Source organism: Rothia mucilaginosa, from assembly GCF_049990865.1.
Lineage (GTDB): Bacteria > Actinomycetota > Actinomycetes > Actinomycetales > Micrococcaceae > Rothia > Rothia mucilaginosa_I.
On the sequence record NZ_CP188231.1, the window covers coordinates 2,074,464 to 2,099,087 of the forward strand.

A 24,624-nucleotide genomic window follows, 5' to 3' on the forward strand; every position below is an offset into this window, starting at 1 on the left:
ATATTGTTTTAGGTGAAAATCTAGCCCGAGAAATCAGAATCCAAAACGCGGATAATACGGTTCAGATCCTCAACATTCGCAAACTCGATGGTCATCTTACCCTTGCGGGCACCCAGCGAAATCTTCACCGAAGTATCGAGCTTGTCAGCAAAAGCCTCCGCAATATAGTCCAGACGCTCACGGTGCTTCTGGGGCTGAGGAGCCTTACGTTCCTTCACCTCCGCAGCGCCGGATGCATGGTTCACCAGCTCCTCAGTCGCACGAACCGACAGACCCTCATTCACAATCTTCTGAGCGAGAGTCTCAATCTGAGCCTGATCAGTCAGAGCCAGTAGGGCACGAGCGTGACCAGCGGAGAGAATGCCCGCCGCAACGCGACGCTGTACCAGAGCCGGCAGCTTCAGCAGACGAATCGTGTTCGAAATCTGGGGGCGAGAACGACCAATACGCTTAGCCAACTGCTCCTGAGTAGTGTCGAACTCCTCCATGAGCTGCTGGTATGCCGCCGCCTCTTCAATGGGGTTCAGCTGGCTGCGGTGCAGGTTCTCCAGCAGGGCGTCACGGAGTAGGTCACCGTCTTCAGTCTCGCGAACAATCGCAGGGATGGTGCTCAGACCAGCCGCCTGGGTTGCGCGCCAGCGGCGCTCGCCCATGACCAGCTCATACTTTTCTGCACCGTTTTCGCGCGAGGGACGCACGACAATCGGCTGCAGAACGCCAATCTCACGTACCGAGTGGATGAGCTCTTCCATGTCCTGCTCATCAAAGTCGGTTCGGGGCTGCTTACGGTTCGGATGGATATCGTGAACGTTCAGCTCAGCAAACTGGGCACCGGGAACCGGAACCAGACCGCCCTGCTCTTCGGAGGCGGACTGCGGAGTAGAGACATCTTCACCAAAGAAGAAGTCCACCGGGCGGCGAGTCAGGGTGGTGTTGCGCAGTGCCGCACCCATGTCCACGCGGGACTTCTTCTTCGATGTTTCACGTGAAACATCCTGCGAGGAGGCGGGAGTTTCGACCTTCTCCTCTACCTTCTGAGCTTCAGCAGGCTTTTCCTGAGCGGGTGCAGCTTCGGCAGGCTTATCTTCTGCAGACTCGGCTTTAGCACTCTTGCGCTGCTTCTCCGGCTTAGCCTCGTGAGCCATTTCGAAGAGGCCGTCAGTCATCGGCTCTTCAATCGGAGCAGATACCTTCTTGGGTGCAGTCTTTACGTCAGCAATCTTTTCGGATGCCTTCGCCTCAGCATTACCAGAATTCTTCGTACTCTGAGGGATCAGTGCCCCCAGGCCACGACCCAAGCCGCGTCGCTTTTCAGCCATCGTTACTCCTTAGGGCTCCCGGACGAGCCCGCTCATTTTTTCTTCTTCATCTAGTGTAAACGAAATAAGCACTCGAAAGCAGGAGTGAAAACTGCACGGCGCATCATCCGAAATATTCCTGATAATTAATTTACCAAGGCTGTTTTCTAGGGTTTTACCCAGAAAAATATCGCATAAAATGAGCCCTTTTGAATCATTAATAGACAATTCAAAAGGGCTCATTTCAAAAGATTTAGACTATGCGGATCGGCGCGAGAGCTCCTGTGCCGCCTCGCGGTAGGCGCGAGCGCCGGTCGACGAAGAATCGTAGGTGATGACGGTCTGCTGATAGCTGGGGGCTTCAGAGATACGAACCGAGCGAGGAATCTTCACACTCAGAGTCTCCTCCGGGAAGTGCTCGCGCACCTCCTCAGCCACCTGGAACGCCAGGTTGGTGCGGGCATCGTACATGGTCAGCAGGATCGTGCTGATGCGCAGCTTAGAGTTCAGGTGCTTCTGAATCATCTGAATATTCTTCAGCAGCTGGCTCAGGCCTTCCAGAGCGTAGTACTCGCACTGGATCGGAATCAGAATCTCTTCTGCCGCGACGAAGGCATTGACGGTCAGCAGGCCGAGGCTCGGCGGGCAGTCGATGAAGACGTAGTCCAGGCGTTCCATGCTCTGCTTCTCACGCCACTCGGTGTAGTCCATCAGGGCGTTCTTGAGGCGAGTCTCGCGCGCCACCAGGGAGACCAGTTCAATCTCCGCGCCCGCAAGGTCAATATTGGCGGGGGCGCAGAACAGGCCGGGCATATCGGGGCATTCCTGAACAATTTCAGAAAGCGGCTTATCCTCAATCAGGACGTTGTAGACGCTGGGAACATCCACGCCGTGCTCAATACCCAGTGCGGTCGAGGCGTTACCCTGCGGGTCGTTATCAATCACCAGGACGTTGAGGCCTGCCTCCGCGAGCGCAGCTGCGAGGTTCACGGCGGTGCTGGTTTTACCCACGCCACCCTTCTGGTTCGACACGGTGAAGACACGCGTATGCACAGGCTTGGGGAGCAAATCTGCAACAGATTTCTGAGCTTGAGGAGTCATCGGGTGCCTTCCATATTCCGGGTGGTGTGTCTACGGTGATGCGTCTTCTGGTGCCTCGCGTGCGGCAATACTCTGCAGTATGTGCGCGCGAGGAGGATTCAGCCTCCACTCCCCCGCCGTTCACTCATACCAGCATGTTTCACGTGAAACATACTCCGTGAGGTATTGAAGCCTGCAGTGTTTCACGTGAAACATTGGTGCTGGCCGAGTGGTTTGTGAAGGGCTCAGGGCCCTTAGTGAACCGGCAAGCTTTGATGCGGAAGAGTCTAAGGTTTCAATCCTTCCTTAAGGGTACCCGGCATCAGGTCAATACTCCACGCGAGAGGTCATTCTATGTACTCTACGGATGCAATTGCTACGCACACCCGAACCGGCGCACAAAAAAATGGGCGGTACCGCCTAAGCTATGCATAGTCACTAGCTCGTTGCGGTACCGCCCACTCAAGACGAAACCTTTAGAGGCGAACTCGAACCACCGTCGTCGGCTCTTCCAGCAGATTACCGCCGGCGGTGAGAATCTCGGTCTCACGCGCACCGTAACGGTTCAGCTTCTTCTTCGCCTTAGTAATCTCCTCCGCGGCGCTACGACCCTTCAGAGCCAGCAGCTCACCGGTGCCGCGCAGGATCGGCAGAGTGATGTCCAGCAGGCCCACCAGAGCGGACACAGCGCGCGCAGTCACCACATCGGCCTCCACGGCACCCACAGCCTGCTCAGCACGCGAGCGCAGCACGGTCACGTTCTCCAGGCCCAGATCCTCAACAACCTCATTCAGCCAAATCACGCGGCGCTCCAGAGGCTCAATCAGGGTCAGCTTCAAGTCCGGGCGGGCAATCGCCAGGCACAGACCGGGCAGACCGGCGCCAGAGCCAACATCAGCCACCGATGCGTTCGGCGCAATGTACTCCTGCACCACGGCACAGTTCAGCACGTGGCGAGCCCACAGGCGCGGCACCTCACGCGGACCAATCAGACCACGCTCAATGCCGGTCGTCGCCAGGTGTTGCACGTAACGCTCCGCCAGGGGCAGACGCTCACCGAACACAGCCTCCGCCGCGGCGCGCTCACTCTCGTTGAGAGCAACCATCGAAGTCTCCATACTAGGCTCCTACCTCGGGAAGAGAGATCACCACGTGACGGCGGGGACCCTCGCCCTCAGACTCACTGTACAGGCCAGCAGCAGCCACCACATCGTGCACGACCTTACGCTCGTACGGGCTCAGCGGCTTCATGTGCTCATCACGACCAGTAGCGCGCACCTTCTCAATCGCCTCAGCAGCAATCTTCTCCAGCTGCTCACGACGCTCAGCACGGTAACCAGCGATGTCCAGAATCAGGCGGGAACGGGTGCCGTTACCAGCCAGGACAGAGAGGCGCACCAGCTCCTGCAGAGCCTCCAGAACCTCGCCGTGGCGACCAACCAGGTGGCGCAGCTCCTCATTGTCATCATCGTCATTGACGACCGACAGGTAGATGCGGTTATTGCGCACCTCAATATCAATGTCGCCGTCCATATCGACAATATCGAGGAGCTCCTCGAGGTAGTCAGCGGCAATATCGCCTTCCTCGTCGATGTCCTCAAAATCGTCTTCTTCGCCCTCAAGGGGCTCCTCTACCAGCTGCTCCTCAACGAGCTGCTCGTCCTCATATTCCATAGCTTCAGTCACAATAATCCTCGGGATGTTCGGAGGGGTGTCCTAGGGGTAAAAAGTATCTCATACACGGCGCCGGGCCCGCGCCACACATGGCGAGAACCCGGCCCGAATCACGGAAGAAAACTACTTCTTTCCGTTCTGCTTATTGCGTTGCTGCTTCTGGCGCTTCTTGCTGACCGGCTGCTGACGCTGACCCGCAGCGGCACGCTCACGAGCCTCCTGCAGATCCTTCTCGTGCTGCTCACGGGTCTTACCAATCGGAGGCAGGCCCTTCTCCGCGCGGCGAGCGTTCAGCTCACGCTCCGCCTGAGAACCGGGGGTCGGGTTATTGCGGATAACCCACCACTGCTGACCCAACGACCAGAGGTTCGACACGGTCCAGTAGTACATAACACCCAGCGGGAAGTTAATACCGGAAACCGCGAAGATGATCGGGAAGATGTACATGATCATCTGCTGCTGACGGAACATCGGAGAGTTCAGAGCCGCCTCCGACATGTTCTTCACACTCAGCTGCTTCTGAATGTAGAACTGGGTCGCACTCATCAGAACGATCATGATGACCGCCTGAACAACAGTCGCGGTAGCATCGCCAGCACCCGGGTGCAGCATGGTCGCGAACAGCTGAGCACCGAAAATCTGCGAGTCATTGAACTGATGCACCAGATCAGCCGGCAGCATGAGCACGCTCTCATTGCTCTGCGCTGCGGTGGGAACACCCATCAGCACCTGGTACAGACCGAAGAAGATCGGCATCTGAGCCAGAATCGGCAGGCAGGACGCGAAGGGGTTCGTACCGTGCTTACGGTACATTTCCATCTGCTCCTGAGCCATAGCCTGGCGGGAGAGCTGGTCCTTCTTGCCCTTGTACTTCTCCTGCAGCTTCGCCATATCGCCCTGCATCGCGGTCATACCGCGCATAGCCTTAATCTGCTTGACGAACAGCGGAATGGTCAGGGTACGCATCACCAGGGTCAGGAAGATAATGCACAGAACCCAAGTCATGCCGGAAGCCGGGTCCATGCCCAGCGAGGTGAAAAGAGTGTGGAACAGCCACAGGACCACGGAGACGATCCATTTAAACGGCCAAAGAATCAAATCAAAAATATTCACGCGGGAATACTCCTTAAGGACTCGGCTAAGTCATTGTGTGGGAGGCGCCGCCTACTCAGGGCGGGCGTCACCACCGGTGTGAGGGGTGTAAAGATGGGGGTGGTTGAGCAGAATAATTTTCGGTTCTGCTCCGGGAGCGAAAGTACGCTTCCCCGCCGGAACTGGGTCGATACCTCCGGTCGCCCAGGGAACACACCGCAGAATACGGCGCACCGTCAGGGAAAGCCCGCCCATCGCACCGTGGGTGGTCAGCGCCTCCAGGGCGTAGGCTGAGCAGGTCGGGTAGTAGCGGCACACGTCCCCGTAGAGGGGGGAGACGACCTTGCGGTAGGCCTTCATGCACGCAATCAGCAGGTTCTGGGGTAGAACGTAGAGTGCCTGCAGGAACGTTTCAGGCCTCACGAATTCGTTAGGTGCTAGCGCCAGCAGCTCGTCGGGGCCCAGAGTCTCGGCAGAAGCACTATAGGTGCCGCTGTGATGCGCGTGGAAGCGTTCTTCGCAGCGTTCACGCTGGGGACGGCTCACGGCTTCTCCTTGCTCTGAGGCAAATCGAGCTTAGCGAAAGCAGCATCAAGTGCCGATTCGTAGTCGCGACGCAGCTGCTCCCAGCTGGCGTTCGCGGAGGCGGGAAGCGCTCGCACCGCGATGGCGTAGCCTTCCGGATGCGCGGCGCAGGTGAACGCAGCAAGTTCACGCAACCGGCGCTTGACCAGATTGCGTGTGACTGCGTTGCCCACCGCCTTCGACACAATGAAACCTACCTGGGTTGTTTTTCCAGGATTTTTCGCCGTAGATACAACGATGTTCCGACGTCCTGTACGGATGCCGGAACGGAAGGCGTGGGAGAATTCTGCGCTGGTGCGCATACGGTGCCGTTGAGGCAGCACGTGTTCCCCTTTACGTAGTGTGGGAGATTCGGCTCGTGTGGCGAGCTGATCTCCGCGTGTATTTCACGCTTAATGATAGTTCGCCCGCCGATGCGTGTGCATCGGCGGGCGAACTATATGCCGTGATTAGGCCGAGAGCTTTGCGCGGCCCTTACCGCGGCGGTTCGACAGAATCGCGCGGCCTGCACGGGTACGCATACGCAGACGGAAGCCGTGCTTCTTAGCGCGACGGCGGTTGTTCGGCTGGAAAGTACGCTTGCTCATACTTTGTCTCCTTGATTTTTGCGGTTCGTGCCCTCACGGGGTATCGGAACCGTACGCTTCTTGGTGCACGGAGGTACCGCGACTATTCGCAGTAGGCGGTGCACACACAACAGCACAACTTTAGAAGAGTGGAGGGCGTAAATCAAGTTCTTAACGCTTTTTTCCGCGTGATTCCGGGCTCGTTTGTGGTGTGGAGGCGGTGATTGCGGCAGGTATACAGGGTGTGGAGACACCACTGCCTCAGAGGGGCATAAACCTGGGGATATTTACGGCGGCACGATATCCACCGCGGTGCATATCCCCCTAAAACTCCTGTCGCTTCTAAGTTATCCACACCCGCGCACCACCGGGATGTTCCACTAAATATCAAGGGAGAAGCTCTGTTGTGCACTTAAATCCACCGCTTATCCACTTCTGTAATTACAAGTTTTCCACCGTGTGGAAAACTCTTGTGGATAACTTTCTCCCCCTGTGTATTAAGCGGGTAGAATCTTAATGACCTCGCGGTGGTTTCCGGCATGATTTCTTTACTGCACCACCGCTTCACATCGAGTGAAAGTAAAGAATTCCATGACCGACTCCCTTCAGGCGCGCTGGGCGCATCTGCTCTCCATTCTTGCCGCCGATCCGGCGGTGACGGCACGTCAGCGCGGTTTCGTGAATCTTGCGCAGCCTCAGGGACTGATGGGTTCTTCTCGCCTCATCATTGAGGTGCCGAATAAGCTCACCCGTGCGGTCTTCGAGGAGCAGATTAGCGCTTCGTTCCGTGCGGCTCTGCACGAGGCCTTTGGTCCGTCGACCACCGCACTTTTCGATGTGAATGAGTCGATGATTCCGGTTGAACCTGCAAGTCAGGACGTTTTCCAGGGTGAGCGTGAGGTGCCTGTTGAGCACCAGCCCGCCCCTTCGGCAGCGGCGGCTTCTGTGCATCCCGAGGCACCCGCCGGCTCGCGTGCTTTTGAGTACTACACGGAGCCGCATCCGGGTCCTGACCACTACGAGGTGCCCGCGGATGAGCAGGTCACCCGCCCCTCCCTGCATGCCTTGGAGGTGGAGCGTGCCGGATTCCCCTCCGCGCAACAGTCCGCTCCGGCGGCTCCTGCTGCGGGTGCGCCGGCGCCTCGCGAATACCCGACGGCGCCCTCTTTCGTTCCGGATGCCCCGGCGGTACCGCAGGCTCAGCAGGTGCATCCGCATGAAGACCCGGAAAACGCGCCGACTTGGGATAGCTCTGCCCGACTGAACCCGAACTACACCTTCGACACCTTCGTGATTGGTCAGTCCAACCGCTTTGCGCACGCGAGCGCTTTCGCGGTGGCGGAGCAGCCCGGCATTGTCTATAACCCGCTGTTCATCTACGGCGGTTCGGGTCTGGGTAAGACCCACCTGCTGCACGCGATCGGCCACTACACCAAGTACCTGTACCCGAATTTGCGGGTGCGCTACGTGAATTCCGAGGAGTTCACGAATGACTTCATTAACTCGATTCGTGACGATGAGGGTTCGTCGTTCAAGCAGATTTACCGCAATGTTGACGTTCTTCTGATTGACGATATCCAGTTTTTGGCGGGTAAAGAGGCGACGATGGAGGAGTTCTTCCATACGTTTAACGCACTGTATAACCACCAGAAGCAGATCGTGATTACCTCTGATTTGCCGCCGAAGCAGCTGACCGGTTTTGCTGAGCGTATGCGTTCGCGTTTCGGTTCGGGTCTGAATGTGGATGTGCAGCCTCCGGAGCTGGAGACTCGTATCGCGATTCTGCGGAAGAAGGCTCAGAACGAGATTCTGCCGGTGCGCGATGACGTCATGGAATACATTGCTTCCCATGTCACGGCCAATATTCGCGAGTTGGAGGGTGCTCTGATTCGTGCGAGCGCTGCCGCCTCGATGAAGAAGCCGCCGGAGCCCATTACCCTGGCTGAGGCTGAGACTTATCTGAAGGATTTGCTCTCTGATACCGGTGGTGCGGAGATTACCTCGGCGCTGGTTTTGGCGACGGTAGCGAAGTATTTTGATGTGTCCATTGAGGATATGCAGTCGAAGTCTCGCACCCGTACGCTCACGAATGCGCGTCAGGTGGCGATGTATCTTCTGCGTGAGCTGACTGAGATGTCTCTGCCGCGTATTGGTAACGATTTGGGCGGCCGCGACCATACGACGGTGATGCACGCGGTGCGTAAGGTGAGCGCGCAGATGGCGGAGCGTCAGACGATTTTCAATCAGGTGACTGAGCTGACGAATTTGATTCGCCAGGAGCAGCGCGCCGCCGGCTAGATGTACTTTTCTCCCTGTCCCGTAGCTTATTTTGCGCCTTGACTAGGTGTTTTATAGGCTTCGGGGCGGGGATTTCCTGCTGGTTTCAAGGATTTTAGCGACTCGAAAAGGTGGATTTTCGGGGTGTGGATAAGCTGTGCTTTAACTCATGCGTTCGTGTGGACGTTAAGTGCATGAATATTCAAAAGGTGTGGAATCGAGGAAATGCATAAATATCCATTCACAATGCATCCTCAGCACCGGGTGGATTCTTCCACTTAATGTCCACAGGCTACTTCCGCGTCATTGCAGGCAAGGAAGGGGTTTTCCACCGTTTCCACAAGCGTTAACAATACTACTGTACTTAAAGAAAAAATCCTCCCCATAACAAGTAGTTCTGCTCGACAAACCGGGCCGGTTTAGATTTTTCTATGCTCCACTGCTGAAAACATAGATTTTTGCGGGTTGGGCTTGATAGCTGCACGCTATCTCCTAGGTTGGGTTTGGTGGTTGGGTTTACACAAGAAACCAACACCGGACCATCACCTAATTCGAACCTATTTTCGACCGGGTTCGTCGCATCTTCCGTCCATCTTTGTAATTACAAAAATACAGCGGCACTACATGCCTCATCTCACCCGATTTTTCGCTGCGGGAGCGACCTTCGAGTCTCTGTGTAATTACAAAATCCGGTAGGATGGATAGACGCGCGCGCGGAAGATTCACTGCGCATCAGAGCACGCGATATTTCCGGCTCTATCGTCCAAAGCTTTACGTGCGCCCACAAACTACTCTCTAATTCCGTGAAAGGCGCCTTCTCGATGAAATTCACCGTTGAACGCGATGTCCTTGCCGAAGCAGTCGGCTGGACGGCACGCTCACTTCCGCTGCGTCCCACCTCCCCCGTACTCAACGGTCTGCTGATTACCGCCTCCGCAGGTGAGGTCAGCATCGCAAGCTTCGATCACGAGACCAGCGCCCGTCAGGTCATTGCAGCCGATGTTGAAGCAGAAGGCGTTTGCCTGGTTCCCGGCAAGATCCTGGCAGAAATTTGCCGCTCTCTACCGAATGCACCTGTCGAGTTCACCGCGGATGAGTCTGTGATTCGTCTTCACTGCCGCTCCGCTAACTTCCAGCTAGCTGGCATGCCGGTCGTGGACTACCCCGAGCTTCCTGAGCTTCCCGAAATTTCCGGTACCGTGGACGGCGCCGAATTCGCTGAAGCCGTCAAGCAGGTTCAGATTGCGGTCTCCAAGGATGAGACCCTGCCGCTGCTGACCGGTATCCGCGTAGAAATCAATGGCGACACCATGACCCTGCTCGCCACCGACCGCTACCGCCTGGCAATGCGCGAAATCAAGTGGAACCCGGTCAACCCCGACGTTCAGGCGGCTGTGCTGCTGAAGGCTAAAACCGTCTCCGAGGTCGGTAGCACCCTCTCCGGATCCGGTGAACTGTCTATCGCTCTGCCCGCCGCTGGCGAGCTAGTCGGCTTTGCTGCTGGCGCCCGCCGCACCACCAGCGTTCTGATGGACGGCGACTACCCCAACATCCGTGCGCTGTTCCCCGAGCAGACCCCGATTCACGCGGTGGTTCGCACCTCCGACCTGGCTGAGGCTGCTCGCCGTATCTCCCTCGTGGCGGAGCGCAACACTCCCCTGCGTCTGAAGTTCACCCAGGGTTCGGTGGCTATTGATGCCGGCCGCGGTGATGAGGCTCAGGCGTCCGAGACTCTGCAGGCGCACCTGTCCGGTGATGACATCACCGTTGCGTACAACCCCGCCTACCTCTCGGATGGCTTGAAGGTTTTCGGTACCGAGTTCGTTCGTTTCTCCTTCACCGATGCGCCGAAGCCCGCCGTGATTTCCGGTCAGGACGAGCCTCTGGCCGAGGATGACCGCAACTACCGTTACCTGCTGATGCCGGTTCGCCTGCCGTCGAATTAGTAGCTCACCGCCCCGCGCGCCTCCCAAAGCTCTGTCCAGGGAAGTCCGCGGGGCTGTGCTTTCTGGCCGCCTGTGCCCATCCCCCAACCGAACCGTACGAAAGGAGCTTCCGGTGTATATCGACCATATTTCGTTGTTGGATTACCGCACCTACGCTCTGCTGAGCCTGCCTCTTTCGGCGGGAGTTACGGTGTTTCTGGGTTCGAACGGCGTGGGGAAAACCAATATTGTTGAGGCGATTGACTATGCGGCGTCGCTGTCTTCGCATCGCGTGAGCCATGACGGGCCGCTGGTGCGGATGGGGGCTTCGCGCGCCTATATTCGCACCCGTACGGTGCGCGGTTCGCAGCAGACGGTAACCGAGTTTGAGATTGCTCCGGGGCAGAGTAACCGGGTGCGCATTAATCGTGCCGCGCCGGTGCGTGCCAAGGAGGCACTGGGTATTGCCCGCACGGTCTTGTTCTCCCCGGAAGACCTTCAGTTGGTGAAGGGGGACCCGGCGGGTCGTCGTCGTTTTGTGGATGAGCTGGCTATTTCTTTGCGTCCGGTGGTCGCTGGCTACCGTAGCGAGTATGAGCGGATTTTGCGGCAGCGTAATTCGCTGCTGAAATCCATGCAGCGTAAGGCGCGGGATGAGAACGCGTTGAGCACGCTCTCGGTGTGGGAGGAGCAGCTGTCGACTCTGGGCGCTCAGCTGCTTTCTGCGCGTTTTCGTCTGCTGCAGCGTTTTTTGCCGCAGCTTCGCCGCGCCTACGCGGGGCTGACGGACGGCTCTAAAGAGGTCGGTTTCAACTATGAGTCGACTGTTTTTTCGAGCATGGGTGAGCGCTCGATTGAGCATGCGGCGCTGATGCGCATTGAGGACCTCAAGGAGGCTTTGATGCGTGGTTTTGCGGAGCGTCGACGTGATGAGATTGAGCGTGGCGTGACCCTGGTGGGTCCGCACCGTGAGGATATTACTCTGCTGCTCGGTGGCATGCCGGTGAAGCATTTTGCCTCGCACGGCGAGAGCTGGTCTTTTGCGCTGGCACTGAAGTTGGCGTCCTGGTTTGTGCATGTTGAGGATGATTCCTCGGTGGGTTCTTCGCCGATTCTGATTCTTGATGATGTGTTCGCGGAGCTTGATTCTGCGCGCCGCCACCGTCTGGGTGCGATGGTTGCTGATGCGGAGCAGGTGCTGATTACTTGCGCGGTGCTTAGCGATATTCCGGAGGAGTTGGGTGACTACCGCCTGGTGTCGGTGACGGCGGGGCACGCCGAGTATGTACAGCCTGCCGCTGACCCTGCCACCGACCTTGTCGCTGACCCTGCGGGGCAGCCGAGCTCGACCGGTTCTGTGCTCGCGGAGGGTGACGGCGATGAGTAACCCCGCCCGCCCCCAAAACCATGTTTCACGTGAAACATTCGATGAATTCACGGAATCGCAGTTTGAGGACCCTCACAACCCGCGCGAGGTTGATGGAGTAGGCGAGTTCTACCGTGACGAGGTGGACGCCCCCTCCGCCCTGCTGACCCGCATGCGAGTGGCGGCTCAAGAGCGCGGCGAGGCGCCCCTGAACGCCTTCTCGGCGAATAAAATCATGCGTGATTTTGGTGCGGTCATGTCCGGCACCGCCTCGAAGAATAAATCGCGGCGAGCGCAGGGGTGGGACCCCCGCGTCATGGGTGGCTATAGCGGTCCCGGAGAGAGCTCTCGCGACCCTAAGCCCCTCGGCGGCATCGTCAGTGCTCTGATTCGTTCTCGCGGCTGGAAAGAGCCCGTGGCAGTCTCTAGCGTGTTGGCTCGCTGGGCTGAGCTAGTGGGTCCTGAAATCGCGGCGCACACCCGCCCGATCAGCTTCGAAAACTCCATTGTTGAAGTCCAGTGCGACTCCACCGCCTGGACGACTCAGCTGCGCCTGATGCACGGGCACCTGATCGAGCTATTCCGCCGCGAACTGGGTGAAGGTGTCGTAGCTCAGGTTCGCGTGCTGGGCCCGAATAATGGACGCTGGAATCAGCGAGGCTATCGGCGCGCGGCCGGCATGCGCGGTGTGCGCGACACCTACGGGTAGGTGTGGCGCGTCAGGGTCGGCAGAAACCTAAGATTCGGGGTGCGTTGCATAAAACGTGCCCCTTTTCTGCACCTCATGAAAGCTTCAGAATCGCCGGCAAACCCCACGAGGCTGTGAACCGTACCCCCTACCTCAAGAGGGGGTTGAGGCACTCTAAACCGCCTTTGCGGGCTTTTGAGCGGGTGACAGCTCTCAAAAAGCTCAATAAATGACGCCCGTAAATGGTTTTATGCTCTCTTGCTCGGTAAAATAAAAGAGACAATGCGTAAAGTGTGCCCACCTATGGGCGCCACCGGCTACGCGGGTTGTACAGGCACTTTCTTGTGCCCTCTGCGAGGCGTTCTTGGCTACCCGTAACTTTTCTTCGCCGGTTGCATCATCTACTCAAGGAGTTCTGCCTCGTGGCATCTGAACAGAATGCATCTGAACAGCAGCATGAATACGGTGCATCCGATATTACCGTGCTGGAAGGTCTGGAAGCGGTTCGCAAGCGCCCCGGCATGTACATTGGCTCGACCACTGAGCGCGGTCTGCACCACCTGGTCTACGAGGTCGTAGATAACTCGGTTGACGAAGCGCTCGCCGGTTATGCCTCCAAGATTGACGTGACCATTCAGGCTGATGGTGGTGTTCGCGTAGAGGACGACGGCCGCGGTATTCCTGTGGATGAGCACCCCACTGAGCACAAGTCCACCGTTGAGGTCGTCATGACCGTGCTGCACGCTGGCGGTAAGTTCGGTGGCGGCGGCTACTCGGTCTCCGGTGGTCTGCACGGTGTGGGTATCTCCGTGGTGAATGCGCTGTCGACCCGCGTGATTACCGAGGTGCACCGTCAGGGTTACGCATGGCATATTTCCTTCTCTAACGGTGGTGTGCCGGATGGTCCCCTGCGCAAGGGTGAGCCCTCCGATAAGACCGGTACGATTCAGACGTTCTACCCGGATCCGGAGATTTTCGAGACCGTCGAGTTCGACTTTGAGACTCTGCGTGCGCGTTTCCAGCAGATGGCGTTCCTGAACAAGGGCCTGACCATCACCCTGACCGATGAGCGCGAGAAGTTCGTCGGTGACGAGGTTACCGAAGAGGGCGAGAAGAACGTCCTTAATCGCGTGCGCGCGAACGCTGAGGGTTTCACGACTGTCACCTACCGTTACGATAACGGCCTGTTCGACTACGTGCACTTCCTCAACGCGGGCGCGAAGACCATCGTGAACGAGGAGATTGTCTCCTTCGAATCCGAAGACACCGACCGCAACATGAGCTTGGAAGTTGCGATGCAGTGGACCGGCGCGTACAAGGAGTCCGTCTACTCGTACGCGAACACGATTAACACCCACGAGGGTGGTACTCACGAAGAGGGTTTCCGTGCCGCTCTGACCTCGCTGGTGAACCGTTATGCGCGTGAGAACAAGCTGCTGCGCGATAAGGACGATAACCTCACCGGTGAAGACGTGCGTGAGGGCCTGACCGCGGTCATTTCGATTAAGATTTCCGAGCCGCAGTTCGAGGGTCAGACCAAGACCAAGCTGGGTAACTCGGAGGCTAAGTCCTTCACCCAGCGTGAGGTGAACGATCACCTTAGCGACTGGTTCGGTCGTAACCCCGCGGTGGCGAAGGATATTGTGCGCCGCGCAATCACCGCCGCTCAGGCGCGTATTGCAGCCCGTAAGGCACGCGAGACGACCCGCCGTAAGGGCCTGCTGGAGACCAGCTCCATGCCCGGTAAGCTCAAGGACTGCTCCTCGAAGGATCCGTCAATCTCTGAGATTTACCTGGTGGAGGGTGACTCCGCGGGTGGTTCGGCTGTTCAGGGACGCGACCCGAACACTCAGGCTATTCTGCCGCTGCGCGGTAAGATCCTGAACGTTGAGCGCGCTCGCCTGGACCGTGCCCTGTCCAATGCTGAAATTCAGGCGATGATTACCGCTTTCGGTACCGGCATTGGTGATGACTTCGATATTGAGAAGGCACGCTACCACAAGATCGTTCTGATGGCGGATGCGGACGTCGATGGCCAGCACATTACGACCCTGCTGCTGACCCTGCTCTTCCGCTTTATGCGTCCGCTGATTGAGGCGGGTTACGTGTACCTGGCTCAGCCGCCGCTGTACCGCATCAAGTGGTCGAACGCTCCGCACGACTACGTGTACTCGGATGCTGAGCGTGATGAGGCTCTGGCTCGTGGCGCGGCGAAGAACCTGCGCCTGCCCAAGGACAACGGCATTCAGCGTTACAAGGGTCTGGGCGAGATGGACTACACCGAGCTGTGGGACACCACCATGGACCCGGCTCGCCGCACTCTGCTGCAGGTGAAGATGGAAGACGCCGCTGCGGCTGACCAGATCTTCTCTGTTCTGATGGGTGAGGACGTTGAGGCTCGCCGTGAGTTTATCCAGCAGAACGCAAAGGACATCAGGTTCTTGGATATCTAATCCATAGGATCACATGCCTTGTGGGGAATATGTAATAGTGGCTATATAGCTCTATGAAACATAAACAAATGAGAAAGTTATGAGCGAAGAACACCAGAATGAGACCACTGAGGTTGACGTCGTCAGCAATGGTGGTGCCGAAAGTGTAGACCAGCACGGCCACATTGAACAGGTGGACCTGCAGACCGAAATGCAGCGTTCCTACCTGGACTACGCAATGGCCGTTATTATTGGCCGCGCCCTGCCGGATGTACGTGACGGCCTCAAGCCCGTACACCGCCGCGTGATCTACGCGATGTACGATGGCGGCTACCGCCCGGACCGATCCTTCAACAAGTGCGCCCGCGTGGTTGGCGACGTGATGGGTCAGTTCCACCCCCACGGTGATAGCGCTATCTACGACACTCTGGTGCGTCTGATTCAGAGCTGGATCATGCGTTACCCGCTGGCACTGGGTCAGGGTAACTTCGGTTCTCCCGGTAACGATGGTGCTGCGGCGCCTCGATACACCGAGACCAAGATGGCCCCCATTGCCCTTGAGATGGTGCGTGACATCAACGAAGACACCGTTGATTTCCAGCCCAACTACGACGGCAAGTCCCTGGAGCCGACCGTGCTGCCCGCGCGCATCCCGAACCTGCTGGTCAATGGTTCTTCGGGTATTGCTGTGGGTATGGCGACCAATATTCCGCCGCATAACCTGCGTGAGGTTGCCGAGGGTGTGGAGTGGTTCCTGAAGAACCCGCACGCCACCAACGAGGAGTTGCTGAATGCGCTGATGGCGCGCATTAAGGGCCCCGACTTCCCCACCGGTGCGCAGATTCTGGGCACCAAGGGTATTGAAGATGCGTACCGCACCGGCCGCGGCTCCATCACGATGCGCGCGGTGGTCAACGTGGAGGAAATCCACGGTCGTACCTGCCTGGTGGTCACCGAGCTGCCGTACCAGGCGAACCCGGATAACCTGGCGATTAAGATTGCTGAGCTCATCAAGGACGGTAAGGTCACCGGCATCGCGGATCTGCGCGATGAGACTTCGGGTCGTACCGGCCAGCGTCTGGTGATTGTGCTCAAGCGTGATGCTTCCCCGAAGGTTGTGCTGAACAACCTGTACAAGCACACCCAGCTGCAGGAGAATTTCTCCGCGAATATGCTCGCCATTGTTGATGGTGTGCCGCGTACCCTGTCCCTGGATGCGTTTGTGCGTCACTGGGTGGATCACCAGATGGACGTTATCGTTCGTCGTACCCGTTACCGTCTGCGTCAGGCGGAGGAAGAGGCGCACATCCTGCGTGGCCTGCTGAAGGCTTTGGACGCTCTGGATGAGGTTATTGCCCTGATTCGCCGCTCCCCCACCGCTGATGAGGCGCGTAGCGGCCTGATGGAGTTCTTGCAGATTGATGAGGCTCAGGCTCAGGCAATTTTGAACATGCAGCTGCGTCGTTTGGCCGCTCTGGAGCGTCAGAAGATTCAGGATCGCCACGATGAGCTGATGCGCATGATCGCTGAGTACAACGCGATTATTGCTTCGGAGACTCGCCAGCGCGAGATTATCTCCGAGGAGCTGGGCGAGATCGTGAACCGCTATGGCGACGACCGTCGCACCCAGATTATGTACGGCTACAACGGCGACATGTCCATGGAAGACCTCATCCCCGAGGAAGAGGTCGTGGTCACGATTACTCGCGGCGGCTACATTAAGCGCACCCGCAGTGATCAGTACCGTAGCCAGCACCGCGGCGGTAAGGGCATTAAGGGTGCCTCGCTGCGCGGTGATGACGTGGTGGAGCACTTCTTTGTGACCACTACGCACAGCTGGATTCTGTTCTTCACGAACCTGGGTCGCGTGTACCGTGCGAAGGGTTATGAGCTGCAGGAAGCCGGTCGTGACGCGAAGGGTCAGCATATTGCGAACCTGCTGGAGTTCCAGGGCGGTGAGCATATTGCTCAGGTCATGGAGCTGAAGAGCTACGAGGATGCTGAGTACCTGGTGCTTGCTACTCGCGGCGGCATGGTGAAGAAGAGCCGCCTGAGCGATTACGATACGAACCGTACTGCCGGCCTGATTGCGATTAACCTGCGTGAGGGCGATGAGGTTGTTTCGGCGTTCACCGTTTCGGATAAGGACGATATTCTGCTGGTGTCGCGTAACGGTATGTCGTTGCGCTTCCACGCTGATGATGCGTCGCTGCGCCCGATGGGTCGCTCCACTTCCGGTGTGACCGGTATGAAGTTCCGTGAGGGCGACGAGCTGATTTCTGCGAATGTGGTCACTGAGGGCTCCTTCGTCTTCGTGGTCACTGAGGGTGGTTACGCGAAGCGTACGAGCGTGGATGAGTACCGCGTGCAGGGTCGTAACGGTTTTGGCATTAAGGTTGCTAAGCTAGTTGAGGATCGCGGCGCCCTGGTGAGTGGCCTCATTGTGGATGAAGAGGACGAGGTGCTGGTGGTTATGGCCAGCGGTAAGGTCGTTCGCTCGAATGTGAATGAGGTTCCTGCGAAAGGACGCGATACTATGGGTGTTATCTTTGCAAAGCCCGGTAAGGGCGATTCTATTATTGGTGTTGCGCGCAACCAGGATCGTCAGCTGGATGATAGCGACGATGAAACCACTGAGAACACCGAGGCTTCGGAGTCTTCTGAGGCGCCCGGTACGGACAACGAGGGTGAAGCGGCAGCTGCCGATCTCACCGCTACTGGAGGTAACTAATGAGCAGCACTCCCGCGAGCTCCTCTCCTGCGTCGGCACAGCGTTCGGCGGCAGCTGGCGCATCCAAGTCTTCGGGTGCGGCTAAGGCTGGCGCGCGTCGCCCGGCTCAGGCCCGTTCGGGCCAGGCTCGTCCTGGCGGTACCGCTAAGCGTCCTGCCGGCAAGCGCCCTGTAAACGCTAAGCGTCCGACCGGTTCGCGCCGTCAGTTGGTGCGTCCGGCGCCGCGTTCGAAGATTCGTCGCGCGCGTCTGGTGGTTCAGAAGGTTGATACGTGGTCGGTGGCTAAGCTGATCTTCCTGCTGTCTATTGCTCTGGGCATTGTGACTGTGGTGGCTTCGGTGATTCTGTGGCTGTTCCTGCAGGCTTCTGGCGCGTTTGCCGGTGTGAACCAGCTGATTAGCTCTTTGGGTACCGGTTCGACCACTGTGGATATTTCGCAGATGATTTCGCTGGGTCAGGTTGCTTTGGTGACTACTATTTTTGCTGTGGTCAACACTGTGGTCTTTACTCTGCTGGGTATGATTGGCGCGATTCTGTACAACCTGGCTGCGAAGCTGGTTGGTGGCGTGACCTTGACTCTGAGCGATGAGTCCTAGTTTGTAGCTTTTTGAGCTTTGTGTGCGGGCGGCACTGTCTCCGATGGAGGCGGTGCCACCCGTTCTGCATGCTCTTGCTCTGTGTGCCCGGTATGCCCGGAAACCCCTGACAATAAAATGTGATGCAGAACATGCTTTTTCGATTTGGTGTTACCTTCAAACACCTGTATAGTTATATCTCGTTCTACGGAAGAAATTCCGCAGAAGGAGGGCGTATAGCTCAGACGGTTAGAGCGCTTCGCTGATAACGAAGAGGTCCCAAGTTCGATTCTTGGTACGCCCACTCCACACTATGAAAGGCAATAATGAAGAAATTATTGATTCTTGCTGTTCTTTCGTGTGTCACTGTGATGGTCTTGAAAAAGTACCAGAGCAATGAGGTCGTAAAGGCTTGGAAAAATAACTAAACAGTGGTTTCCGCTGAGACGGGGGCGTGGCGCAATTGGTAGCGCATCTGCTTTGCAAGCAGAGGGTTAGGGGTTCGAGTCCCCTCGCCTCCACTTTCCGGTGATTATAGCAAGAGGGAAACGCCTGGTTCCATTCCGAACCCAGAAGCTAAGACTCTTCGCGCCGATGGTACTGCACTTTTGTGGGTGTGGGAGAGTAGGTCATCGCCGGTTTATTTTTGAAAAAGACCCCGTATCGAAAGATGCGGGGTCTTTTGTTGTATCTGCTGCCGTGATGCGGTGGATTTAGCATGGCTGCCTCATGATAAAGCCCCCGCGCCGTAAAAACCCACAGGGGCATCCTGCGTGGGTGGTTTAGTGCCCCAAATGAGGTCTGAATAATAAAGGTGTGTCACAAAAAGAAACCTGGGAGGTTCCTGAAAGTGAACACTTGGTGAACACACTTTAGCCTCTTGATGGATATAATCGACCCTCTCTCCCGCGCTCTCGCATAAGCCACATAAACCAACTTAAACATTCTGATGGGTGCACCCTTTTTTCCGCGGAATATCGGGAGTTTTACCCCTAAAATATGGGCTCTGTAATAAAACCCTCACGAAAACCCGCTCAATACTGTGGGTTTATCTGTTATTTCGTGTTAATTCGGAATACTTTAGATTTCACGAAAACCGACAGATAATTTTCTTGTGACTACAGAACTCATTATTCTCGTGATCGTGGTGCTTACCGCGCTCGCCTTCGACTTTACGAATGGCTTCCACGACACCGGTAATGCAATGGCAACCTCCATCGCGACCGGTGCGCTGAAGCCTAAGACTGCCGTGGCGCTGTCTGCGTCCCTGAACCTCGTTGGCGCCTTCCTCTCTGTTGAAGTGGCGCGTTCGGTCGGTAGCGGCATCGTGAACCTGGATCGTATCGATGTAACAACGGACGGGCCGGCACTGATGCTCATCGTTTTTACCGGCCTGGTTGGCGGCATCCTCTGGAACGTTTTGACCTGGCTTCTGGGTCTTCCCTCCTCCTCGTCGCACGCTCTGTTTGGTGGCCTGATTGGTTCGGCTATTGTCGCGATCGGCTTTGATGGCGTGCAGTGGATGGGTGTTCTGTCCAAGATTATTGTTCCTGCGGTCCTCTCCCCCGTCATTGCGGCTATTGTGGCGGCAACCGGCACCTGGCTGGTCTACCGCATTGCTGCTCCGGTGGCTGACGACCGTAAGCATGGTGGTTTCCGCAAGGGACAGGTTGCGACCGCATCCCTGATGTCTCTGGCGCACGGTACCAACGACGCGCAGAAGACCATGGGCGTGATCTTCCTGGCTCTGGTTGCTTCGGGCACCCTGAGCAACGATGACGCAATCCCCTTCTGGGTGAAGGCTAGCTGTGCGCTCGCGATTGCTCTGGGTACTTACCTGGGCGGTTGGCGCATTATCCGCACCCTCGGTAAGGGCATCGTTGAGGTGGACACCCCGCAGGGTGTTGCTGCTGATGGTGCATCCGCCGCGATTATTCTGACCTCCTCCCACTTCGGTATGGCACTGTCCACCACTCACGTGGCATCCGGTTCGATTCTGGGTAGTGGTCTGGGCCGTAAGGGTGCTGAGGTTCGCTGGTCTGTTGCTGGCCGCATGGTGGTTGCTTGGCTGATTACCCTGCCGGCTGCCGCGATTGTGGGTGCTCTGACCTGGCTGATTGGTCACGGCCTGAACGCTCTGACCGGCACCCAGTTTGTCGGCGAAATGACCGTGTTCGCTCTGCTGGTGATCTTCTGCTTCCTGATGTGGCGTCACTCCCAGAAGGACAACATTGACGCTTCGAACGTGACTGGCGACTGGGATGAAAAGGAAGGCGCTGCAGTCACCAGCGCTGACGCATCCGCAGAAGCCCAGACCCTTGCTACTGAGAAGGCAGGTCCGTAGCCGTGGAATATCTGATGGACATTGTGAACAAGGTTATTCCGGTGCTGATTGCCGGTCTGTTCTTTGGTGCGGGCCTTCCGGCGCTGTATGCGTTCGGTCTGCGTCTGCTGGCTGGTCGTACCGAGTACACTGCGGACGGCAAGCTCGTTGAAATTGAGCCTCCGGGAACGGTGGCGAAGATTGCCGCGTCCTGCATTTTTGCTATTATCGTAGCAATCGTAATCATCGGTATTCTCTGGGTCGCTAAGGACTTTATCGACCACACTTTCGGCTGGAATATCTTCGGCGTAACCGGTGGAGGCCACTAATCCCGTGAACACTAAATTGCATATGATGACTGCTTTGAAGGAGGGGCTCGATGCCTGATAAGAGCATAATCTCTCGAGTAATCGACTGGCTGAGCGTCGGGTATCCCAAGGATGTTCCGGTGCAGGACCGCGCGGCTGTGATGGCTATTTTGAAGATGCGTCTGACCGATGAGCAGCTGCAGGAAGTTGTTCGCCAGCTCATGCAGTCTCGTGCTGCTCGTGGCGAGGCGTATGTGAGTGACCAGCGCATTAACGAGTACATTCGTCGAGTGGTGGATCATACTCCCACCCCGCAGGATATTGACCGCGTCGCTAAGATTCTTGGCGCGCACGGCTTCCTGATCGCGGAGAACCACGTGAACGAGGACGCCGAGCCTACGGCTGGTGGCACCGAGTACGTGACCTACGATGATCCGACGACCGGTGAGATTCGTATCGCCGAGTTGGCTGCTGAGTCGGCTAATATTCCGGCTCCGAACGCTACTGCTGCGCAGGACGACTAAATAGCCTGCGGTGAGAGTTGAGAACTCTCATGAAGCTTGTGACCTATGGGGTGGACTGAAGTCCACCCCATAGGTTTTCTTTATGCCCTTCGAATGCTGCGCCGCGGGTTGTCAGCTCACCCATAGGTGCGGGCGGTATCCTAGAGAGACTCACTCCCTCAAACTAATGGCGGGCTTTGTGCTCGCCCTAAAACTGGAGAATCTGTGTCTTCTTCACCTACTCCTGAACCCGAAAACTCTCACCTTACGTCCACTCAAGAACCCTCTCAAGGCGTTTCTGAGGCGGCACCCGTCGCCGCTGAGGACCCTGTTGCTGAGGATTCTGCCGCTGAGGATTCTGTTGCTCAGACCCCCTCTACCCGTGTCGATGCCGCTAAAGAGGCCATCGTGGGGCAGATGCGCCGCCTCGTGGTGCCCCGCCGTTCCCTGCTTCTGACCGGTGGCGTGGTTGCTGCCGCCGGGGTGCTTGCCGCGATGCCGCAGATTGCCGCCACTGGCGTGTTGGGTGAGGACGCGGCGGTGGTGGTTTCTACGGAGAAGCTGCTGGCGCGCCGTGAGCGTCTGGTGCGCGAGAATATCGATACCCGCTACCTGAAGATTGAGTCGCTGGGGCGTGTTTATGCGGGTCAGGGGCGTCGTGAGCAGGATCTGCGTCTGGTGGGTTCTTTCTCCCTCACGGAGGCGGCACAGGCCGATTTGGCGGCGGCAGCTACGGCGCTGACGAATCTGTCCGTTTATGGCTCTTTGCATCGGCTGAGCGTCACCTACGGTGGCGTGGACTCGGCGAATGACCCGCAGAACGTTGCTAACACCGCTACGGATGTGCCGGTGAGCCCGCTACGCGTCAATGAATCGGCGACCCTGAAGGAAGAACAGTGGTTGAAGGTGCTGACCGCTAACGCGGCGTTGGGTACCACCGCGAGCTATGCGCAGGTGGGCCTGTTGGCCGATGAGTTGCGTCTGAACGCCGTTGTGATTGATGAGAACTATGAGTCCCTGCTGAAGCGCTTCCGTACTCTGGCTGAGCTGGATCTGAAGAATGAGCAGGTGCAGCAGATTCACCTGAATATTCAGTTGGCTCCGGAGAAGGCGCTGAACCTACCCTCGGGCGCGCAGTCGAAGGTTTCGGTGAGTGTTGCGGAGTCTTCGCGTGTGGCAACGGTTGCTGATGTGCTGTCGAAGGCTGCCACAAGGAAGGAGCTGAATACCCTGGCCTCGTTCTCGCTGGTGTGGAATGCCCGTGAAAAGTACCCCTCGGCGAGCCAGTGGGATGCGTTCAAGCTGGGCTTCAAGGCGCCGGAATCGAAGGAAGAGTCCGCGAAGGAGGCGCAACGCACCGCGGTTCGTAAGTATCTGCAGGAAGTGAGTGGCCCCCTGCAGGCTCTGACGAAGCGTGAGGCGACGGTTCCGGGCGAGGTTATTTCCTGAAACCTCCCTAAAACCCTCAGTGGTGTGACGGGTCTAACTCAAAAAATGCGCCTGAGGATTTGGTGAAGGCGTAAAAGGTGTTATAGACTAGTAAAGCACCGCGGGGGCGTGGCGCAATTGGTAGCGCATCTGCTTTGCAAGCAGAGGGTTAGGGGTTCGAGTCCCCTCGCCTCCACTTTCCGGTGATTATAGCAAGAGGGAAACGCCTGGCTCCATTCCGAACCCAGAAGCTAAGACTCTTCGCGCCGATGGTACTGCACTTTTGTGGGTGTGGGAGAGTAGGTCATCGCCGGTTTATTTTTGAACCGAGAACCCCATGTCGAAAGACATGGGGTTCTTTGTATATCTGGGATATATATCCGGGTATGTCCGGGAAATACCAGGGGCATATGCACGGAGGCCGGTATATGCACGGGCAGATTCAGCGCTCTATCTGCAGCGCCTCCTCTCCCCGCTGATTCCCTCCGAAAAAGACAAACAATAGCCGCCCGCCTAAGTTTTACTCTGGCGGGCGGCTATCTCTCTCATCGTCTCTGATCGGGCGCTTCCTCACGCCGTTAGCGGCGCCTCAGAGAGCTATTTAGAACGCTTCAGAGAAGAAGATACGGGAACGCTTATGCGTTCTTCCAGGGGTCCTCCACGGGACGAGCTGCGTTGTAGGCTGCGGCGCCTGCAACACCCAGAGCAACCAGCAGGCCCAGGAATGCCAGGCCCTTACGGGGGCGCTTGCCGCCGTTACGCTCAATACGAGCCAGTTCCTTCTCAGCGGCGCGAACGGTCTTCGCGGTAGCCTTACGAGCCTTCTTCAGCGCCTTCTTGTTGCCGGTCAGCTTCTCAGCGAACATCTCAGCGGTCTTGCCTTCCAGCGCGGACTCAACGGCAGCCAGAGAAGAGACAACAGCCTGAGCCTTAGCAGCCTTGCGTGCCTTGCGCTTCTTGCAGCAGAACATGGGGTGACCTCCATCGGTTGAAATGCGCCAGCAGCCAGAAAACGCCGCCGCGCGCGTAGTGTTCACCTCCCAGGATATTCAATTCCCGCCCAAAAAGCCCGCCCAACGGTGCGCCCGGGGCGAAAAAACATGTTAGATGGCGAATGAGCGCCGCCCCGTGCCACAATAGAGCCATGACTAATGCAACTGCTAAGGCAACTATCCACACTAACTACGGTGACATCGTCGTCGATCTCTTCGGCAACCACGCACCGCTGACTGTTGAAAACTTCATCGGCCTGGCTGACGGCTCCCGTCAGTGGAAGCACCCCCGCACCGGTGAAATCATGAACACCCCCCTGTACAAGGACGTCGTGTTCCACCGCATCATCAAGGACTTCATGATTCAGGGTGGCGACCCCCTGGGCATGGGCGTTGGTGGCCCCGGCTACCAGTTCAAGGACGAGATTCACCCCGAGCTCTCCTTCTCCAAGCCCTACCTGCTGGCAATGGCTAACGCAGGCCCCGGCACCAACGGTTCTCAGTTCTTCATCACCACCGTTGAGACCCCCTGGCTGAACGGCCGCCACACCATCTTCGGTGAGGTTACCGACGAGGCATCCAAGAAGGTTGTCGACGCAATTGAGAGCGTTGAGACCGGCTTCCAGGACCGCCCGGTCAAGGACGTTGTCATCTCCTCGATCGACATCGAAAAGCTCTAATAAACCCCATCAGAAGGCTCATACGAGCATTCTGCTGAAGGTGTTGAGAAAACACGTATAGTTCAGGGGCCCGCCAGGATTCTTCCGGTGGGCCCCTGCGC

At 57.5% G+C, this 24,624-nt stretch carries 21 protein-coding genes, 3 tRNA genes and 2 rRNA genes; 17 read left to right on the forward strand and 9 right to left on the reverse strand.

All coding sequences use genetic code 11. The annotated features are described in order from the left end of the window. Positions 1-20: 20 nt before the first annotated feature. The 8 genes from ACP3RB_RS08070 to rpmH all read right to left on the reverse strand — a co-directional run bounded on the left by ACP3RB_RS08070 (position 21) and on the right by rpmH (position 6,316). Entirely contained in the window at positions 21-1,319 is a 1,299-nt protein-coding gene (locus ACP3RB_RS08070; RefSeq protein WP_424826954.1) for a ParB/RepB/Spo0J family partition protein, read from the reverse strand. A gap of 237 nt (positions 1,320-1,556) precedes the next feature. After that, the gene (locus ACP3RB_RS08075; RefSeq protein WP_426698996.1) at positions 1,557-2,399 is read right to left on the reverse strand and encodes a ParA family protein; all 843 of its coding nucleotides are present in this window, start codon (positions 2,397-2,399) and stop codon (positions 1,557-1,559) included. A 455-nt stretch (positions 2,400-2,854) separates the two neighbouring features. After that, positions 2,855-3,496 carry a 16S rRNA (guanine(527)-N(7))-methyltransferase RsmG gene (rsmG, locus tag ACP3RB_RS08080; protein WP_426698997.1) on the reverse strand — a complete coding sequence of 214 codons (642 nt, stop codon included), beginning with the start codon at positions 3,494-3,496 and terminating at the stop codon, positions 2,855-2,857. Position 3,497: 1 nt separating this feature from the next. After that, positions 3,498-4,064, reverse strand: coding sequence for a protein jag (locus tag ACP3RB_RS08085; RefSeq protein ID WP_298593516.1), 567 nt, complete (start codon positions 4,062-4,064; stop codon positions 3,498-3,500). Positions 4,065-4,175: 111 nt separating this feature from the next. Beyond that, positions 4,176-5,165: a membrane protein insertase YidC gene (yidC, locus tag ACP3RB_RS08090; protein ID WP_314671821.1), complete on the reverse strand. Its 990-nt coding sequence runs from the start codon at positions 5,163-5,165 to the stop codon at positions 4,176-4,178. Positions 5,166-5,216: 51 nt separating this feature from the next. Continuing rightward, complete coding sequence (gene yidD / locus ACP3RB_RS08095) at positions 5,217-5,690, reverse strand: membrane protein insertion efficiency factor YidD (protein WP_298593519.1); 474 nt, start codon at positions 5,688-5,690, stop codon at positions 5,217-5,219. Further along, the gene (gene rnpA / locus ACP3RB_RS08100; RefSeq protein ID WP_399527997.1) at positions 5,687-6,052 is read right to left on the reverse strand and encodes a ribonuclease P protein component; all 366 of its coding nucleotides are present in this window, start codon (positions 6,050-6,052) and stop codon (positions 5,687-5,689) included. The genes yidD and rnpA overlap by 4 nt, the downstream gene beginning before the upstream one ends. Before the next feature lie 126 nt (positions 6,053-6,178). Next, the gene (gene rpmH / locus ACP3RB_RS08105) at positions 6,179-6,316 is read right to left on the reverse strand and encodes a 50S ribosomal protein L34 (RefSeq protein ID WP_049332235.1); all 138 of its coding nucleotides are present in this window, start codon (positions 6,314-6,316) and stop codon (positions 6,179-6,181) included. Positions 6,317-6,886: 570 nt separating this feature from the next. Here rpmH and dnaA point away from each other — a divergent pair. The 16 genes from dnaA (at position 6,887) to rrf (ACP3RB_RS08185) (ending at position 23,167) form a co-directional block, all read left to right on the forward strand. Further along, entirely contained in the window at positions 6,887-8,593 is a 1,707-nt protein-coding gene (dnaA, locus tag ACP3RB_RS08110; RefSeq protein WP_426698998.1) for a chromosomal replication initiator protein DnaA, read from the forward strand. An 800-nt stretch (positions 8,594-9,393) separates the two neighbouring features. Next, a complete protein-coding gene (gene dnaN / locus ACP3RB_RS08115) occupies positions 9,394-10,518 on the forward strand; it encodes a DNA polymerase III subunit beta (protein WP_426698999.1) in 1,125 nt (374 codons plus the stop codon). A gap of 112 nt (positions 10,519-10,630) precedes the next feature. Next, a complete protein-coding gene (gene recF, locus ACP3RB_RS08120; protein ID WP_426699000.1) occupies positions 10,631-11,884 on the forward strand; it encodes a DNA replication/repair protein RecF in 1,254 nt (417 codons plus the stop codon). After that, positions 11,877-12,572 (forward strand): DUF721 domain-containing protein, encoded by a 696-nt coding sequence (locus tag ACP3RB_RS08125; RefSeq protein WP_426699001.1) that lies wholly within the window; start codon positions 11,877-11,879, stop codon positions 12,570-12,572. The genes recF and ACP3RB_RS08125 overlap by 8 nt, the downstream gene beginning before the upstream one ends. A 401-nt stretch (positions 12,573-12,973) precedes the next feature. Beyond that, on the forward strand, positions 12,974-15,004 hold the full coding sequence (gyrB, locus tag ACP3RB_RS08130) for a DNA topoisomerase (ATP-hydrolyzing) subunit B (RefSeq protein WP_426699002.1): 2,031 nt from the start codon (positions 12,974-12,976) through the stop codon (positions 15,002-15,004). 79 nt (positions 15,005-15,083) lie between these two features. Then, complete coding sequence (gene gyrA / locus ACP3RB_RS08135) at positions 15,084-17,714, forward strand: DNA gyrase subunit A (RefSeq protein WP_426699003.1); 2,631 nt, start codon at positions 15,084-15,086, stop codon at positions 17,712-17,714. Beyond that, complete coding sequence (locus tag ACP3RB_RS08140) at positions 17,714-18,310, forward strand: DUF3566 domain-containing protein (protein ID WP_060824120.1); 597 nt, start codon at positions 17,714-17,716, stop codon at positions 18,308-18,310. The genes gyrA and ACP3RB_RS08140 overlap by 1 nt, the downstream gene beginning before the upstream one ends. A 209-nt stretch (positions 18,311-18,519) precedes the next feature. Next, positions 18,520-18,593, forward strand: a tRNA-Ile gene (locus tag ACP3RB_RS08145). A 144-nt stretch (positions 18,594-18,737) separates the two neighbouring features. Beyond that, positions 18,738-18,810 (forward strand) — tRNA-Ala (locus tag ACP3RB_RS08150). Between the two features lie 3 nt (positions 18,811-18,813). Continuing rightward, positions 18,814-18,930 (forward strand): 5S ribosomal RNA (rrf, locus tag ACP3RB_RS08155). A gap of 473 nt (positions 18,931-19,403) precedes the next feature. After that, on the forward strand, positions 19,404-20,633 hold the full coding sequence (locus ACP3RB_RS08160; RefSeq protein WP_426699004.1) for an anion permease: 1,230 nt from the start codon (positions 19,404-19,406) through the stop codon (positions 20,631-20,633). 14 nt (positions 20,634-20,647) lie between these two features. Further along, the gene (locus ACP3RB_RS08165) at positions 20,648-20,941 is read left to right on the forward strand and encodes a hypothetical protein (RefSeq protein ID WP_070737430.1); all 294 of its coding nucleotides are present in this window, start codon (positions 20,648-20,650) and stop codon (positions 20,939-20,941) included. 50 nt (positions 20,942-20,991) lie between these two features. After that, the gene (locus tag ACP3RB_RS08170; protein WP_070737427.1) at positions 20,992-21,444 is read left to right on the forward strand and encodes a DUF3349 domain-containing protein; all 453 of its coding nucleotides are present in this window, start codon (positions 20,992-20,994) and stop codon (positions 21,442-21,444) included. A gap of 204 nt (positions 21,445-21,648) precedes the next feature. After that, entirely contained in the window at positions 21,649-22,872 is a 1,224-nt protein-coding gene (locus ACP3RB_RS08175; protein ID WP_426699005.1) for an acetamidase, read from the forward strand. Positions 22,873-22,974: 102 nt separating this feature from the next. Further along, a tRNA-Ala gene (locus ACP3RB_RS08180) sits at positions 22,975-23,047 on the forward strand. A 3-nt stretch (positions 23,048-23,050) separates the two neighbouring features. Continuing rightward, a 5S ribosomal RNA gene (gene rrf / locus ACP3RB_RS08185) occupies positions 23,051-23,167 on the forward strand. A 319-nt stretch (positions 23,168-23,486) separates the two neighbouring features. Here the strand turns inward: rrf (ACP3RB_RS08185) and ACP3RB_RS08190 are convergent. Then, positions 23,487-23,822 carry a hypothetical protein gene (locus ACP3RB_RS08190; RefSeq protein ID WP_049345994.1) on the reverse strand — a complete coding sequence of 112 codons (336 nt, stop codon included), beginning with the start codon at positions 23,820-23,822 and terminating at the stop codon, positions 23,487-23,489. 173 nt (positions 23,823-23,995) lie between these two features. Between ACP3RB_RS08190 and ACP3RB_RS08195 the strand changes: the two genes are divergently transcribed. Further along, entirely contained in the window at positions 23,996-24,523 is a 528-nt protein-coding gene (locus tag ACP3RB_RS08195; protein WP_219100311.1) for a peptidylprolyl isomerase, read from the forward strand. The last annotated feature ends 101 nt before the right edge of the window (positions 24,524-24,624 follow it).

Excerpts from the sequence above, each read along its gene's own strand:
- ACP3RB_RS08075 (WP_426698996.1), bottom strand. The coding sequence starts at position 2,399 with ATGACTCCTCAAGCTCAGAAATCTGTTGCAGATTTGCTCCCCAAGCCT.
- ACP3RB_RS08165 (WP_070737430.1), top strand. The coding sequence starts at position 20,648 with ATGGACATTGTGAACAAGGTTATTCCGGTGCTGATTGCCGGTCTGTTC.
- ACP3RB_RS08125 (WP_426699001.1), top strand. The coding sequence starts at position 11,877 with ATGAGTAACCCCGCCCGCCCCCAAAACCATGTTTCACGTGAAACATTC.
- ACP3RB_RS08070 (WP_424826954.1), bottom strand. The coding sequence starts at position 1,319 with ATGGCTGAAAAGCGACGCGGCTTGGGTCGTGGCCTGGGGGCACTGATC.
- dnaA (WP_426698998.1), top strand. The coding sequence starts at position 6,887 with ATGACCGACTCCCTTCAGGCGCGCTGGGCGCATCTGCTCTCCATTCTT.
- dnaN (WP_426698999.1), top strand. The coding sequence starts at position 9,394 with ATGAAATTCACCGTTGAACGCGATGTCCTTGCCGAAGCAGTCGGCTGG.
- gyrA (WP_426699003.1), top strand. The coding sequence starts at position 15,084 with ATGAGCGAAGAACACCAGAATGAGACCACTGAGGTTGACGTCGTCAGC.
- ACP3RB_RS08190 (WP_049345994.1), bottom strand. The coding sequence starts at position 23,822 with ATGTTCTGCTGCAAGAAGCGCAAGGCACGCAAGGCTGCTAAGGCTCAG.
- ACP3RB_RS08170 (WP_070737427.1), top strand. The coding sequence starts at position 20,992 with ATGCCTGATAAGAGCATAATCTCTCGAGTAATCGACTGGCTGAGCGTC.
- rsmG (WP_426698997.1), bottom strand. The coding sequence starts at position 3,496 with ATGGAGACTTCGATGGTTGCTCTCAACGAGAGTGAGCGCGCCGCGGCG.
- ACP3RB_RS08140 (WP_060824120.1), top strand. The coding sequence starts at position 17,714 with ATGAGCAGCACTCCCGCGAGCTCCTCTCCTGCGTCGGCACAGCGTTCG.
- ACP3RB_RS08195 (WP_219100311.1), top strand. The coding sequence starts at position 23,996 with ATGACTAATGCAACTGCTAAGGCAACTATCCACACTAACTACGGTGAC.
- rpmH (WP_049332235.1), bottom strand. The coding sequence starts at position 6,316 with ATGAGCAAGCGTACTTTCCAGCCGAACAACCGCCGTCGCGCTAAGAAG.